Source organism: Arenibacter hampyeongensis, assembly GCF_002909255.1.
GTDB lineage: Bacteria > Bacteroidota > Bacteroidia > Flavobacteriales > Flavobacteriaceae > Arenibacter > Arenibacter hampyeongensis.
In genome coordinates, this window is the sequence record NZ_PIOB01000014.1 from 1 (window position 1) to 13,950 (window position 13,950).

Below are 13,950 nucleotides of genomic sequence, written 5' to 3' on the forward strand. Positions count from 1 at the left end.
CATTCGATTTTGCCCAATAAATAAAGCTAAAATCAAAAAACACGAAATATTATGTTCATCCTAATTTTTGAAGAAACACAACAAATAAGCATGATCCTTAAAAATGCTGCTTTGCAGCGTTTTTAAAATAGCGTTTCACCAACAAAAAAAGCCATGCAAATGCATGGCTTTTTTTTCCTATTTTATAATTACCCAATTAGAAGCCCAATTGCTTCTTAACTTCTGGTAAGATATCCTTTCCTTTAGCTACGATCAATCCACCACCTTGGGTAGCATCCATAACGTAGTCTATACCTTGAGCTGCAGCTACAGACTCTATAGCTTTTTTAGCCTTTTCGGTGATCGGACCTAAAAGCTCAGCTTGCTTCTTTTGCAATTCTTGTTGAGCAGTTTGTTGTGCCTCACCAATATTTTTTTCAAAACCTTGAAGTTCCAAAGCTCTTTTTTGGTTTTCCTCCTCAGACTTGGAAGAAGACTCATTTGAATACTGGGTGTACTTATTTTTTAGTTCGGTCATGGAACTTTCAATATCCGCCCTATAGGTTTCCTGTAATTTCTTAAGTTCCGCATCAGCGGCTTTCATCTCCGGCATTTCAGACAACAATTTCTGTACATCTATATGCGCAATTTTTGCCTGAGCATTTACAAAACTAGTAGCTGCTACGAACAAAACTATGGCTACTGCTATTTTTTTAATTTGTTTCATGATTTTAATTAATGTTTGAGTGTTAATTTAAAGATTTAGTTATATAAATGTAATTTGGTTTAAACTTAATTCATTGCTACTGATTTTCTTTTGATTCCTGTCCATCATCATCCTTTGAGTCGCTTTTACCACTTCTCTCTTCAATTTCCTTTTTTCTTTTGGCCTCTCTCTCCTCCAATAATTTTTTCCTTCTTTCCTCGTAAGCCTTTTTGCGTTCTTCCCTAATCCTAAGCTGTTCTGCCCTATTTTCCTCCGCGGTCTTGGTCCTTGCCTCTTCCGCTTGCTTTGCTTTTTCCTGTCTTTCTATAATCGCATCGCTTATGTTATCCTCGGATTCCTCCTCTTCAAGATCCTCAAAATTATTTCTTGCCCCCTGCTTTTTATTAGGCGCACTAATTTTTCTGGTCCTTGATATTCCTCTTAAAACAAGATCGCTAATATCGTGTCTTTTCTCGGAATACAACATTACAACATCTGCCGATTTATCAAAAATAAAATCATATTTTTTATTTGCCCCTATTTTCTGTACCTCATTAAAAACTTGGTCTTGAATGGGCTGTATCAATCGTCTTTTTTGCAGGACCAAATCACCTTCAGGACCAAATCTATCCTGTTGATAATCGAACATCTCCTTTTCCAAAATCTGGATTTCTTCCTGGCGTTCTGAAATCAACTCCTCGGTTAACAGCACTTTCTCTGCCATTAAATCCTTTTTCATTTGATCAATTTCACCCTTCTCCTTATCCAGTTCCAATTTCCATTTCTGCACTCTGGTGGCCAATTGCTCATTAGCCTCCCTGTACTCCTCTACATTCTCCAGGATATATTCCATATCCACATAACCGATCCTAACCCCTCTTTGTGCTGAAATAGTAGCAACAAACGTAGTCGCAACTAGGAACAAAAGTACTTTTGATTTAATTCTCATGCTATCTTCTTTTTATACTATAGAAAATATCGTGCCAAAATAACTAATTATTTTAGAATGAACCATTTAACATATGAAACAATTACAAATTTCCTATATATTAAAACTGTTGTCCAATGATGAAGTGGGTTTGCCAACCGCTAGGTCCATTTGAATTGGGGTTGTAATCTTGATCAAATCCATATCCAAAATCAATTCCCAATAATCCAAATGCTGGCATAAAAATACGTAGTCCCACTCCGGCAGATCTTTTCAATTCAAACGGATTAAAGTCTTGAAAATTGTTGAAGGCATTTCCTGCCTCTAAAAACACCTGACCATAAATGGATGCCGATGGCTTTAGTGTCAACGGATATCTAAGCTCCAAAGAATATTTATTATACACAACACCGCCATCCTGTACTTGTCCACCGCTTAATGGATCTACACTATATGGCGTTAAGGATTGATTCTCATAACCCCTTAATGAAATTACATCCCTTCCATCCAAAGTATAGGAACCCATTCCATCTCCACCTACGAAAAATCGCTCGAAAGGAACCTTGCCCACATCTTCATTATAACTTCCTAAAAATCCAAATTCGGCATTGGTTCTCAATACTAATTTATCTACTAAAGTAGTATACCAATCTCCCTTAAAATTAACCTTATAGAATTCCAGCCACCTAAAGCGTTCTTGATCTATGCGCTCTATTTCGTCACTATCCAACTCCTCAATGGCTACCTCCTGATCTTCATTGAGTTGCTTATAGTCTATATTATTGAATAAAGAAAATGGAGGGGTGAACTTGGCAGTCAGCTCAAAATTAGACCCAGTTCTTGGATAAATACGGCCACCGCCAGTAGCATTTCTAGAGATTCCAAGAGTATAAGCTATTGAATTGGATTTTCCATTTCCGAAATTAAAAAGTCCTAAATTATAATCTTGAAAATTATATAATTGATATCCTAAAGAGTGCGAAATGGTAAAGTAATCATCAGGCCATTGCACCCTTTTTGCCAAACCTGCAGTAATTCCTGTGATGGAGAATTGCTTGCTTTTATCAGGCTTGCTGCTTACATAAGGGTTATAATAGAACTGTTGGGTTCTGGAAAGGGACATATTAAACCTTACCGGCTTTTTACCTCCTAACCATGGCTCGGAGAAATTTAAACTATACACCCTATAGGTCCTACTCGCTTGCAAACGCAGTGCAAAGGTTTGCCCATCACCCATAGGAACCGGCTTATAAGCCTCTCCTTTAAATAAATTCTTCATGGAGAAATTACTAAAAGACAGACCCAACGTACCTATAAAACCACCTCCACCATAACCACCTTGGAGCTCTATCTGGCTGGAGCCTGCCTCCACCAAGTTATAGGCAATATCCACTGTTCCGGCATTTGGATCGGGATTTTGGATATCAGGCTTTATCTGTTCAGCATCAAAGAATCCCAATTGTCCCAATTCCCTGATACTTCTAATGATGTCCGATTTATTATAACGCTGGCCAGGTCTGGTACGCAACTCCCTAAATATAACGTGGTCATTGGTCTTGTCATTACCAATTACGGTAACGTGATCCAGAAACGTCTCTTTACCTTCAATAATTCTAATTTCAAAATTGATGGTGTCATTTTCTGCAGAAATCTCCACAGGATTGATACTGGAAAACAGATAACCAAAATTTTGGTACATATTGGTCAAGTCCTCGGCATCCGGTTTTGTATCATCTGCGATTCGTTTCCTCAACAATACTCCATTATAGGTATCCCCCTTTTTAATCCCAAGCATTTGAGCCAATTGACGATCCGAATAAACAGTGTTTCCGACAAAATCTATATCGCCAAAAAAGTACTTATTCCCCTCTTCTACCTTAATTTTTAAGTCGATCAGATCATCTGAAACCTTCACAAAGGTATCCGATATAATACGGGCATCCCTATAACCTTTTTCAGCATATTTATCCACTAGGGAAACTAGATCCGTTTTGTAATCCTCCTGAATGTATTTGGATTTTTTCCAGAATCGGTAGAACTTTCTTTTCTTGGTCTTTTTCAAGGCCTTAGCAAGTTGTTTGTCCGATAACTTTTCGTTTCCTTCAAAAACAATATCGTGGATTTTCACTTTATCACCCTGCTTAACATTAATGACCATAGTCTGGGTATTGGCATCGGTGGTGTCCTTTGCCGTAGCTATAGTGACCTTCGCATTAAGGTAACCTTTCTTTTTGTATTTGTTCTGGATGTAATTCTTGGAATTGGCAATTAAACTCTCCGTTATCTTCTTGCCCTTTTTAAGATCTGTATCCTTTAATATTTCATCTATCTTTCTTTTCTTAACCCCGTAAACGGTTACATTGGAAAGTGTAGGCCTTTCAATTATATTAAGTTCAAGAAATACATTCTCTCCTTCAATATTGGTAATATAGAAGCTTATGTCCGTGAAAAGTTCAAGTCCCCATAATTTATTGATCACGGCGCTAATTTCATCGCCAGGTACGGTTATGGGCTGCCCAATCCTTAAACCCGTGTAGGTCTTTACGGTCTGTTCGTTGTAACTTTGCAATCCGGTTACCTCCAATCCTCCAAGTATATACCTTTTACCATCTTCGTAGGACGTATCCTGTGCCGAGACAATTGTAGTAAAAATTAAGAATAAAAGTGTAATAAAAAGTTCAAGGGACATGAACCTTTTCATGTCGCTAGGTGAGTTGTTCGCTAGTTTTTCCAAATCTTCGTTCTCTGTTCTGGTAATTTTTAATGGCTTCCAATAAATGCTGCTCCGAAAAATCCGGCCAAAATACATCAATAAAATACAATTCCGCATATGCAATTTGCCATAGTAGAAAATTACTGATTCGATGCTCTCCGCTGGTTCGAATCAACAAGTCTACGTCTGGTAAATTTTGCGTGTAAAGATGGTTATTAATAATGGTTTCGTCAATATTTTCGGGAGAAATTATATTATTTTTAACTTTGACACATATCTGTTGTACAGCATTTTTTATCTCTTCCCGAGATCCATAACTAAGCGCAAGGGTCAAAGTCATTCCGGTATTCCCCTTAGTTTTCTCCATCACATCCAACAATTCCCTATGAGCACTTTTGGGCAATGAGGCTATATTGCCAATGGTATTCAACTTTATATTATTGTTGTTCAAGGTTATCAATTCCTTTTTAAGGGAGGACACCAATAACCGCATTAAGGTATCTACTTCCAGTTTGGGCCTATTCCAATTTTCGGTAGAAAAGGTGTACAAGGTAAGAAATTCCAGTCCCAATCCAGCACAGTCCTCAACAGTTCTTTTAACTGTTTTAACCCCCTGTTCATGACCAAAAACCCTTAATTTTCCTTTTTCTTTTGCCCATCTCCCATTACCATCCATAATTATGGCTAAGTGTCTTGGCAATGATTTCATTTTCACCTCTTCCAAACTATTCATTTTAAAATTACTGAAAGCAATCCTGACAAGGCTTCCTTCCAAACGTATACGTTAAAGTAACCCCTGAGAAAACATACCAGTCATCACTAAAAATGTTTCCAAATCTAAACTCTTCATAATTGGACCCTTCCGGATTACTGGCATCCAAATTATCCGTAAACGTATATCTAGCCCCTATTTCAGCGCCGACTATAAAAAACTGACTTATCCTTAATTTAGCTCCAACGGTCATGGGTACTGCAAAAGACCCATCCTTTTGTCCTATATCCTGCAATTGCGCCGCATCAAAATAATGATACCCATATCTAAAATAGGTGACACCTGTATATAGATAAGGTGTAAATGCCGGACCCAACCGGTGTAGATTATACTCTACAAAATTAAACTCCAAACCTGCCGACGCCTCCAAAACACTATTGTCCATTATAAAATTCCGCTGCCGTCTTGACGGGATATCCGATTTGGAATCATCCGCCGTAAACTCCCCATAAATTACACTGGCTCTCCAAGCATAGCGCTTACTCTTATTCCATTTAAACAAGCCCCCAAACGCCGGACCCGAAGGTAGAATAAAATTAGACCTTCCAACATCACCTATATTATTGGCGCCTCCAGCAAATAGGCCAACTTCGTATGTCTGTCCCTTAGTTTCATTAAAAATGAAAAGAAGAATTGCCGCAAAAAATAACCTCATTATTTATAAAAGTTTGCAAATATAACAATTTCAGTAGTTTAGACTAGTAAATTATTACATTCATGTTCTCATTTGATAAACAGATTTTGTCTTATTTTATTGTCGCTCTAAAACAATCAATTACGTTTATCCTCGCCCCACAATAATTTATTACGAAGCGTTTTCAGAAAACTTTCGGAAGTATATTCGATCATTTTAATGGTAAAAGGAGCCTTTCTTATAAAAATCTCCTTACCACTTGCCACTGTAGCTATTCTGGAATCAAGGGACACCAAGTGACTTTCTTCCCTACCAGAAACTTTGAGCCTTATAACCGTATCATCGGAAATAACCAAAGGTCTAGCATTGAGATTATGGGGTGCAATTGGAGTAAGTATCAATGATTTTGCTGTGGGCGCAATAACCGGCCCACCGCAACTAAGGGAATAACCTGTAGACCCAGTTGGGGTAGCTACAATTAGGCCGTCGGCCCAGTACGAGGTCAAATATTCGTCGTTCAGATGAGTTTCTACCGTAATCATGGAAGTAGTATCTTTCCTGCTCACCGTAATTTCATTCAGCGCAAAATTCAAGGTCTTAAATTCAGGAATATTGGACTGTGCACTAACCTCCACCAAACTCCGCTCCACAATGGTATAGGCTCCCGATACAAATTCCTTGACTACCTTTCTCACCTCTTCTTTCCTAAATGTGGATAAAAAACCAAGTCTACCGGTGTTAACGCCAACTATGGGTATTCCAAGATCACGAACATAGGTCGTTGCCCTTAAAATTGTGCCATCCCCACCAAAACTGACAAACATGTCAAAGGTGGCATCCAGGCCATTGGAATCAGTGAATATAGGAAACTCCCCTATATCCCGCTTGGCCATTATTAGCTTGTAAAAATCCTTTTCCAAGAAAATTTCGGCATTTTCATGGTGAAGTTCGTCCAGCAACTCTACAATATAATCCAATGCACTATTCTGACAGGTAAGTCCGTAAATGGCAACTTTCATACGAGTTAAACATTTAGGTATTTATCCAGATAATCGGACCTCTGTTTTAAATCCTCTATAAATAGATCATCGTTATTACCGTAAAGTATGGTATAGTTGTACCTCCTAAAGGATTGTATGATTTCATTTAAATGGGTTGTACCTATTTTAATGGTAATCTGAATAACATCATTGCGAATATCGGTAATAAAACCACCAATAAGTTTTACGTTATTACTTTCCACTATTTGGGCAATTTCGCTAAAGGAGTAGTCCTTTACGCCTTTAGCCAAGACTAGGATTCCCCCTGGCTCGGTAAAAAATGGCGTATCTATAAACTCATCTACAATATCTATTAAATCATAATAACCAACCACTTGACCCTCCTCATCCAGGACGGGCAAAAGATTAGCCTCATTTTTGGAAAATATTTCCAACACATCCAGCCAAGAAGTTTCTTTTCGGACAAAAAAGGTTTCCAAATTATATCGGTAATCCTCTATCTTTTTATCCCCTTCATAGTTATCAAGATCCTTTTCATCCAAAACACCTATAAATAAATTATCTTCTACCACGGCAATATGGGAATAGGTCGAGTCCTTAAAGAATTTGATCACCTTTTTCAAGGAATCACTTACTTTAAAAATCGGTAATGTGGCAATTATGTTGTTTTGAATATTCATAACTTCATATTATAACGCAAAATACTAATAAAAATTTCTAAGAACCCCAATCTTCCAAAGTATTATTATCAAAAGGCAGTGACTTTTGTAAGCCACTAAAAATCAATCCCGATTAATTATTAATACTCTAAACCCTTTCTTATCCTTATGCTTAATATGCCAACCATTAACCAATTTCCAATAGTGCGACTCATAAACAATGTCAAGGTCCGGAAAACGAATTCTTTCATAATAAAAGGAGCAAAAGGTATGCCTAATTTGTATTTTTGCCCTTTAATTATACTAAAGTCCTATGACAAAGCTTAGCGTTAATGTAAATAAAATTGCAACCTTAAGGAATTCACGTGGGGGAAACGTACCCAATCTGTTAAAAGTAGCTCAAGATATTGAAGATTTCGGGGCCCAGGGCATTACCATACACCCAAGGCCAGATGAAAGGCATATTAAATACCAGGATGCCAGGGATTTAAAGAAAGTGGTCCGAACGGAACTCAATATTGAAGGCAATCCTATAAGCTCTTTTATAGATTTGGTTCTGGAAGTAAAGCCCACACAAGTCACCTTAGTGCCAGATGCTGTTGACGCCATTACCTCCAACGCCGGATGGGACACTTTGAAGCATAAGGACTTTCTTAAAGAAGTAATTGCAATATTTAGAAATAACGGTATTAGGACTTCCATATTCGTGGATGCCAATATTAAAATGATAGAAGGAGCAGCCTTAACTGGCGCCGACCGCGTTGAACTATATACTGAAAGTTATGCCCATGAATATGCCAAAGGAAACAAAAATGGAGTAATTGTATTTACAGAAGCTGCCAAAATGGCCCATCAATTGGGATTGGGACTAAATGCTGGACACGACCTTAGCTTGGACAATATAAAATATTTTAAAGATAAGGTTCCACACTTATTGGAAGTCTCCATTGGACATGCACTAATATGTGAATCACTTTATCTAGGTCTGGAAAACGTTGTTAATATGTATCTAAACAAGTTAAAATGACGCCAATTTTACAGTCCAATATATTAGGGGAAGGTCAACCTATAATTATCTTACATGGATTTTTGGGAATGTCGGATAATTGGAAATCGATGGGAGCAAAATATGCCGAGGAGGGTTTTCAGGCCCACCTTGTAGATTTGCGCAACCATGGAAAAAGCTTCCATTCAGATGAGTTCAATTACGATGTACTGGCAGAGGACGTAAAACAGTATATGGAATACCATCATTTGGGTAGTGCCGTCATACTCGGTCATTCCATGGGAGGAAAAACTGCCATGCTTTTTGCATGTCACTACCCCAATTTAACAACAAAACTTCTTGTAGCCGATATTGCGCCAAAATACTATCCACCCCATCATCAAGAAATAATCAATGGCCTAATCGCCATTGATATCCGCAGTATTAGCTCTAGAAATGACGCTGACGAGCAACTGTCCAAATACATTGGAAATGTTGGGATTCGTCAATTTTTGCTAAAGAATCTGTACTGGGAAGAAAAAGGAGTTTTGGGTTTTCGTTTCAATCTGGAGGTTTTAAGTGGCAAAATGGAGGAAATTGGTGAAAACATAGGATCTACGGATACCTATACAGGCCCGACACTTTTTTTAAGGGGAGACAAATCAGAGTACATAACACCTGAAGACCTAGCCACGGTAAAAAGACATTTCCCATTGGCCACAATAGAAACAATAGATAATGCAGGACATTGGCTCCATGCAGAGAATCCAACCCAATTTTTTGAAAAATCACTTAAGTTCATCCAGTAGCCAGGTGAGTTTTTTTTTAAGATAGCAACTTGAGGTGCACTTTAAATGCATGGCCATATAGACAAGTAAAATCTTATTTTAATAGATGAAATAAATGTTTACTTTTAATGGTCTAAATCCATTGCAAACAACAATTATTTAACCCAAAAAAAATAAAAATATGAATCTAATTTTAAGAATTCTCCTTAGCGCCATAGCGGTTGTTATTTTGGCCAAAATATTACCTGGGGTCGGCGTGGACTCCTACACCACAGCCATCATTGTCGCCATTGTATTAAGCCTATTGAATTTTATAGTGAAGCCCATTTTGGTCATTTTAACCCTACCGGTAACCATACTTACCCTGGGACTATTCTTGCTCATCATAAACGCCATAATCATCCTTTTGGCCGACTATTTTATTGATGGTTTTCAGGTAAATAATTTATGGTGGGCATTACTTTTCAGCCTTTTACTGTCATTTCTACAATCTATATTTTATTCATTTCTAAATGATGACAAAAAAATATAGGGTACCTTTTTGACATTCAGTAATTTAAAAACTTGTTGGAGATTAGAAAAAGTAGTACTTTTGCATCCCATTTTATTTAAGCAAAATTAGATATAGAAATGAACATCACTAAAGAGCAGATTGACGAATTAAATGCAGTAGTAAAAGTTGCGGTAACCAAAGAGGATTACTTCGATAAGGTAGAGACAATCTTAAAAGACTACAGAAAGCAGGCAAATATACCAGGTTTCAGAAAAGGTCAAGTACCTATGGGGTTGATCAAGAAACAATATGGAAAAGCCGTTTTGGTTGATGAAGTAAATAAACTGTTGCAAGACAATCTCAACAAATATCTTACGGAAGAGAAGTTGGACGTTCTGGGGAATCCACTTCCAAAACAACAGGACAACTTTAATTGGGATTCGGAAGAATTCGCATTTGAGTTTGAATTGGGACTTGCCCCTAATTTCAACGTAGACCTTAAATCTAAAAAGGCCATAACCCATTACAAGATTACTGCCGACAAAAAAATGATCGAAGAGCAAGTGGAACGTATCCAGAAGCAATACGGCAAATTGATCAGCAAGACAGAAGTTGGGAAAAAAGATGAAGTAAATGGTGTATTCAAAAACGAAGCGGAGGAAATAGACAATAAGACCGTTATCGAGATTGAAAAAATAAAAAGTAAAAAAGCACTTGAAAGCCTATTGGGCAAAAAAGTAGGCGATATTGTTACCTTAAAAACAAAAGGGTTGTTCAAGGAAGACCATTTATTGGGCAGTTCTTTAGGTATAGATGGTGAAAAATCTGAAAAACTGAATATCGATGTTACTTTCACTATTGAGGAAATAAACGAAAAAGAACCTGCAAAATTAGATCAGGAACTATTTGACAAGTTATTTGGCAAAGATGTCATTACCTCGGAAAAGGAGCTAAAGGCACGGATCAAAGAAGATTCCGAAAAGCAATTTGAACAACAGTCCGATCAAAAATTGCTAAATGATGTTACTGAACATTTTATAGACAACATCAAATTTGACCTTCCAACGGAATTCCTGACCAAATGGATTCAGACGACCGGTGAAAAACCATTATCGGAGGAAGAAGCGAACGAAGAATTTGAAAAATCCGAAAAAGGGTTGCGCTATCAACTGATCGAAGGCAAAATCATCCAGGAAAACGGTATTCAAATCCAATTTGATGAGCTGAAAGAATTTGCAAAGGGCTTTATAAAGCAGCAAATGGCACAATTTGGCCAGTTAGATCCGAAAGAGGAAGAATTGGACAGTATTGCGGCAAGGGTCCTTTCCAACCAAGAAGAGGTAAAACGACTATCTGAGCAATTAATGAGCCAAAAACTCTTGAACCTTTACAAGGAAAAGGCAAATTTAAAACCAAAAGAAGTTACATACGAAGACTTTGTCAAGGAAGTATATGGGTAATTGAAATTAGTTGAGCAACTCATTTTAATTAAGCCGAGATAAGCGCTATTAAAATCAAGTTTCACTAAAAATAAGTATATTTACAGTGTCGAAGATTTTATTTTCGACACTTTTTTTATCTTAAAAAACTATTGATTAAAAATATGGATTACGGGAAAGAATTCAAAAACTACGCTATTAAACATCAGGGAATAAATAGCATGTATTACGATACTATTCTAAGTAGTATGTACCCCACCAACCTTACTCCCAACATTATTGAAGAAAGACAGCTAAATGCAGTAGCAATGGATGTTTTCTCCCGATTAATGATGGACCGTATCATTTTCCTGGGCACGGGAATCAATGATCAAGTGGCCAACATTGTACAAGCACAGTTATTATTCTTGGAAAGCACCGATGCATCCAAGGACATACAAATATATATCAATTCACCTGGCGGAAGTGTTTATGCAGGCTTGGGTATCTATGACACCATGCAATTCATAAAACCTGATGTTGCTACTATATGCACGGGAATGGCCGCCTCTATGGGAGCCGTACTTCTTTGTGCGGGAGAAAAAGGAAAGCGCAGCGGGCTAACCCATTCCAGGGTAATGATCCATCAACCTCTTGGCGGTGCCCAAGGACAAGCCAGTGATATAGAAATTACGGCTAGAGAGATATTAAAACTCAAAGATGAATTGTACCAGATAATCGCAAAACATTCAGGACAACCCCTAGAAAAAGTCAGTGATGATAGTGATAGGGATTATTGGATGAAGGCTAACGAGGCCAAAGAATATGGCATGATCGATGAGATTCTAGTAAGGGATAAGGACTAGAGACGACTAAAAGTAACGAAAAATCACTGTTCCATCCTTTATGGATGAACCAAAATGTAGTTTTTTTCGTTACTATTATTGAAAGTGATAAAATGATATGGCAAAAGAAAATTTAGAATGCTCTTTTTGTGGTAGGAAAAAGCCAGAGACTAATTTATTAATAGCAGGTCTGGACGCGCATATATGTGATCGTTGTATAGAGCAGGCACACGGAATTGTAGCAGAGGAATCCAAGCAGACGAAGAACAATGATCTTTCATCTGAACTAACATTAAAAAAACCTTTGGAAATAAAGGAGTTTTTGGACACCTACATTATTGGCCAGGACCGTACCAAAAAAGTAATGTCGGTTGCAGTTTACAACCATTACAAAAGACTGCTTCAACCTAAAAGCAAGGAAGACGATATAGAAATCCAAAAGAGCAACATTGTAATGGTAGGCCAAACCGGGACGGGTAAGACCCTAATGGCAAAAACCATAGCCAGAATGCTAAATGTTCCCTTGGCCATCGTTGACGCTACCGTTCTTACTGAAGCAGGTTACGTAGGTGAAGATGTTGAAAGCATACTTACCCGTTTACTTCAGGCTGCCGATTACAATTTGGAAAAGGCGGAACGTGGTATCGTGTTTATTGATGAAATAGATAAAATTGCTCGTAAAAGCGATAACCCGTCCATTACCCGCGATGTATCCGGAGAAGGAGTTCAGCAAGGGCTTCTAAAACTACTTGAAGGAACTGTTGTGAATGTACCGCCCAAAGGAGGAAGAAAGCATCCGGATCAGAAATTTATTGAAGTAAATACAGAAAATATTTTGTTCATTGCCGGAGGTGCCTTTGACGGAATTGAAAGGCACATCACCAAAAGGTTGAACATGCAGGCCGTTGGTTATAGCGCGTCCAAAGCTGAAGAAAAGGTAGACAACGAAAATATTTTACAATACATTGTACCCAAGGATTTAAAGGATTTTGGATTAATACCTGAGATTATTGGTAGACTACCTGTACTCACCCATATGAATCCACTGGATAAGGAAACCTTAAGGGCTATTTTAACGGAACCTAAAAACGCCATTATAAAACAATACGAAAAATTGTTTAACATGGATGGGGTTACCTTTAAAATAACGGATCAGGCATTGGACTATATTGTTGAAAAGGCCATAGAATATAAGTTGGGTGCAAGAGGTTTGCGCTCCTTATGTGAAGCCATTTTCACAGACGCTATGTTCGAGTTTCCAAGTACCAACGAAACCGAATTTAAGGTAACAAAACCTTATGCCGAGGAAAAATTATCCTTTGAAACCATTAAAAAGCTAAAAGCAGTCTCTTAAGACTGCTTTTAGCTTTTTAATTATATTCCTTCTTATTTTTAGAAAAACTACTGGGCTCAGGCCACGGATTGTTTTTGCATTACCTTAGCCAACAAATCCTGACATACCTTACTGATTATTTTCTCATCGGTATAGAGTTCATGTCCAAAATTCTTAACTAATTCAAGCTCTACCCCTATTTGATTTGACCATTCCTCAGATGGCCTAAACTCATCATTCTGACCATAAAGCAATTGGACATAAGCTTGTGGTTTCTTGTTTTCAAGACGCAATCTAGTACTGGAAATGGAATAAAGCGATTTCATCGGCAACCCTTTAAGTGCTGCTTTCCAAGCTATGGCCCCACCTATGCCAAAGGCCAAATAATGACTGGGTTCATTTTCCTTTTTTAACAAATGGGCCACCGCTGTTTCCACTCCCCCTTCAATAAATTCCTTATGGATATTTTCTGGAGAGTCCACCGCCAAACTCATATCGGCCAAATGCTGACAATCGTAAAAAGTTATATTATAATATTGCTGTAAATAACCTAAATACGAAGTAATCCATAGCCCTTTTTTAGATCCCCACATATCCGACAATATTACTAATCTATTCGCCATAATAAAAAGTTTAAAAAGTTAAAGGGAAACATTTAATACCTCTAAGTTGAACAAAATGAAAGTTTTAACCTCA

The 13,950-nt window shown here is 37.6% G+C and carries 14 protein-coding genes; 6 read left to right on the plus strand and 8 right to left on the minus strand.

The window, feature by feature from the left end:
* Positions 1-196: 196 nt before the first annotated feature.
* From CWD91_RS21015 to CWD91_RS21045, 7 genes are all read right to left on the minus strand, one after another.
* On the minus strand, positions 197-706 hold the full coding sequence (locus tag CWD91_RS21015; protein ID WP_103442954.1) for an OmpH family outer membrane protein: 510 nt from the start codon (positions 704-706) through the stop codon (positions 197-199).
* A 76-nt stretch (positions 707-782) separates the two neighbouring features.
* Positions 783-1,628, minus strand: a complete 846-nt coding sequence (locus CWD91_RS21020) for an OmpH family outer membrane protein (protein ID WP_394335739.1) — start codon at positions 1,626-1,628, stop codon at positions 783-785.
* A gap of 106 nt (positions 1,629-1,734) precedes the next feature.
* Positions 1,735-4,314 carry a BamA/OMP85 family outer membrane protein gene (locus CWD91_RS21025; protein WP_103442956.1) on the minus strand — a complete coding sequence of 860 codons (2,580 nt, stop codon included), beginning with the start codon at positions 4,312-4,314 and terminating at the stop codon, positions 1,735-1,737.
* A gap of 4 nt (positions 4,315-4,318) precedes the next feature.
* Positions 4,319-5,059: an isoprenyl transferase gene (locus CWD91_RS21030; RefSeq protein ID WP_103442957.1), complete on the minus strand. Its 741-nt coding sequence runs from the start codon at positions 5,057-5,059 to the stop codon at positions 4,319-4,321.
* A gap of 7 nt (positions 5,060-5,066) precedes the next feature.
* Positions 5,067-5,753 (minus strand): type IX secretion system protein PorG, encoded by a 687-nt coding sequence (gene porG, locus CWD91_RS21035; protein ID WP_103442958.1) that lies wholly within the window; start codon positions 5,751-5,753, stop codon positions 5,067-5,069.
* 116 nt (positions 5,754-5,869) lie between these two features.
* Positions 5,870-6,751: an NAD kinase gene (locus tag CWD91_RS21040; RefSeq protein ID WP_103442959.1), complete on the minus strand. Its 882-nt coding sequence runs from the start codon at positions 6,749-6,751 to the stop codon at positions 5,870-5,872.
* 5 nt (positions 6,752-6,756) lie between these two features.
* Entirely contained in the window at positions 6,757-7,413 is a 657-nt protein-coding gene (locus tag CWD91_RS21045) for a CBS domain-containing protein (protein ID WP_103442960.1), read from the minus strand.
* 292 nt (positions 7,414-7,705) lie between these two features.
* On the opposite strand from CWD91_RS21045, the gene CWD91_RS21050 reads away from it, so the two are divergent.
* From CWD91_RS21050 to clpX, 6 genes are all read left to right on the plus strand, one after another.
* Positions 7,706-8,419, plus strand: coding sequence for a pyridoxine 5'-phosphate synthase (locus CWD91_RS21050; protein WP_103442961.1), 714 nt, complete (start codon positions 7,706-7,708; stop codon positions 8,417-8,419).
* A complete protein-coding gene (locus CWD91_RS21055; RefSeq protein ID WP_103442962.1) occupies positions 8,416-9,186 on the plus strand; it encodes an alpha/beta fold hydrolase in 771 nt (256 codons plus the stop codon). Before CWD91_RS21050 ends, CWD91_RS21055 begins: the two co-directional genes overlap by 4 nt.
* A 160-nt stretch (positions 9,187-9,346) precedes the next feature.
* Positions 9,347-9,697 (plus strand): phage holin family protein, encoded by a 351-nt coding sequence (locus CWD91_RS21060; protein WP_103442963.1) that lies wholly within the window; start codon positions 9,347-9,349, stop codon positions 9,695-9,697.
* Positions 9,698-9,795: 98 nt separating this feature from the next.
* Positions 9,796-11,118 carry a trigger factor gene (tig, locus tag CWD91_RS21065; RefSeq protein WP_103442964.1) on the plus strand — a complete coding sequence of 441 codons (1,323 nt, stop codon included), beginning with the start codon at positions 9,796-9,798 and terminating at the stop codon, positions 11,116-11,118.
* Positions 11,119-11,261: 143 nt separating this feature from the next.
* A complete protein-coding gene (clpP, locus tag CWD91_RS21070; RefSeq protein WP_103442965.1) occupies positions 11,262-11,942 on the plus strand; it encodes an ATP-dependent Clp endopeptidase proteolytic subunit ClpP in 681 nt (226 codons plus the stop codon).
* A gap of 97 nt (positions 11,943-12,039) precedes the next feature.
* Positions 12,040-13,275: an ATP-dependent Clp protease ATP-binding subunit ClpX gene (gene clpX, locus CWD91_RS21075; RefSeq protein WP_103442966.1), complete on the plus strand. Its 1,236-nt coding sequence runs from the start codon at positions 12,040-12,042 to the stop codon at positions 13,273-13,275.
* 56 nt (positions 13,276-13,331) lie between these two features.
* Here the strand turns inward: clpX and CWD91_RS21080 are convergent, their stop codons facing one another.
* A complete protein-coding gene (locus tag CWD91_RS21080; protein ID WP_103442967.1) occupies positions 13,332-13,877 on the minus strand; it encodes a hypothetical protein in 546 nt (181 codons plus the stop codon).
* Positions 13,878-13,950: the final 73 nt, after the last annotated feature.

Excerpts from the sequence above, each read along its gene's own strand:
- CWD91_RS21015 (WP_103442954.1), bottom strand. The coding sequence starts at position 706 with ATGAAACAAATTAAAAAAATAGCAGTAGCCATAGTTTTGTTCGTAGCA.
- CWD91_RS21025 (WP_103442956.1), bottom strand. The coding sequence starts at position 4,314 with ATGAAAAGGTTCATGTCCCTTGAACTTTTTATTACACTTTTATTCTTA.
- CWD91_RS21030 (WP_103442957.1), bottom strand. The coding sequence starts at position 5,059 with ATGAATAGTTTGGAAGAGGTGAAAATGAAATCATTGCCAAGACACTTA.
- porG (WP_103442958.1), bottom strand. The coding sequence starts at position 5,753 with ATGAGGTTATTTTTTGCGGCAATTCTTCTTTTCATTTTTAATGAAACT.
- CWD91_RS21040 (WP_103442959.1), bottom strand. The coding sequence starts at position 6,751 with ATGAAAGTTGCCATTTACGGACTTACCTGTCAGAATAGTGCATTGGAT.
- CWD91_RS21045 (WP_103442960.1), bottom strand. The coding sequence starts at position 7,413 with ATGAATATTCAAAACAACATAATTGCCACATTACCGATTTTTAAAGTA.
- CWD91_RS21050 (WP_103442961.1), top strand. The coding sequence starts at position 7,706 with ATGACAAAGCTTAGCGTTAATGTAAATAAAATTGCAACCTTAAGGAAT.
- CWD91_RS21055 (WP_103442962.1), top strand. The coding sequence starts at position 8,416 with ATGACGCCAATTTTACAGTCCAATATATTAGGGGAAGGTCAACCTATA.
- CWD91_RS21060 (WP_103442963.1), top strand. The coding sequence starts at position 9,347 with ATGAATCTAATTTTAAGAATTCTCCTTAGCGCCATAGCGGTTGTTATT.
- tig (WP_103442964.1), top strand. The coding sequence starts at position 9,796 with ATGAACATCACTAAAGAGCAGATTGACGAATTAAATGCAGTAGTAAAA.
- clpP (WP_103442965.1), top strand. The coding sequence starts at position 11,262 with ATGGATTACGGGAAAGAATTCAAAAACTACGCTATTAAACATCAGGGA.
- clpX (WP_103442966.1), top strand. The coding sequence starts at position 12,040 with ATGGCAAAAGAAAATTTAGAATGCTCTTTTTGTGGTAGGAAAAAGCCA.
- CWD91_RS21080 (WP_103442967.1), bottom strand. The coding sequence starts at position 13,877 with ATGGCGAATAGATTAGTAATATTGTCGGATATGTGGGGATCTAAAAAA.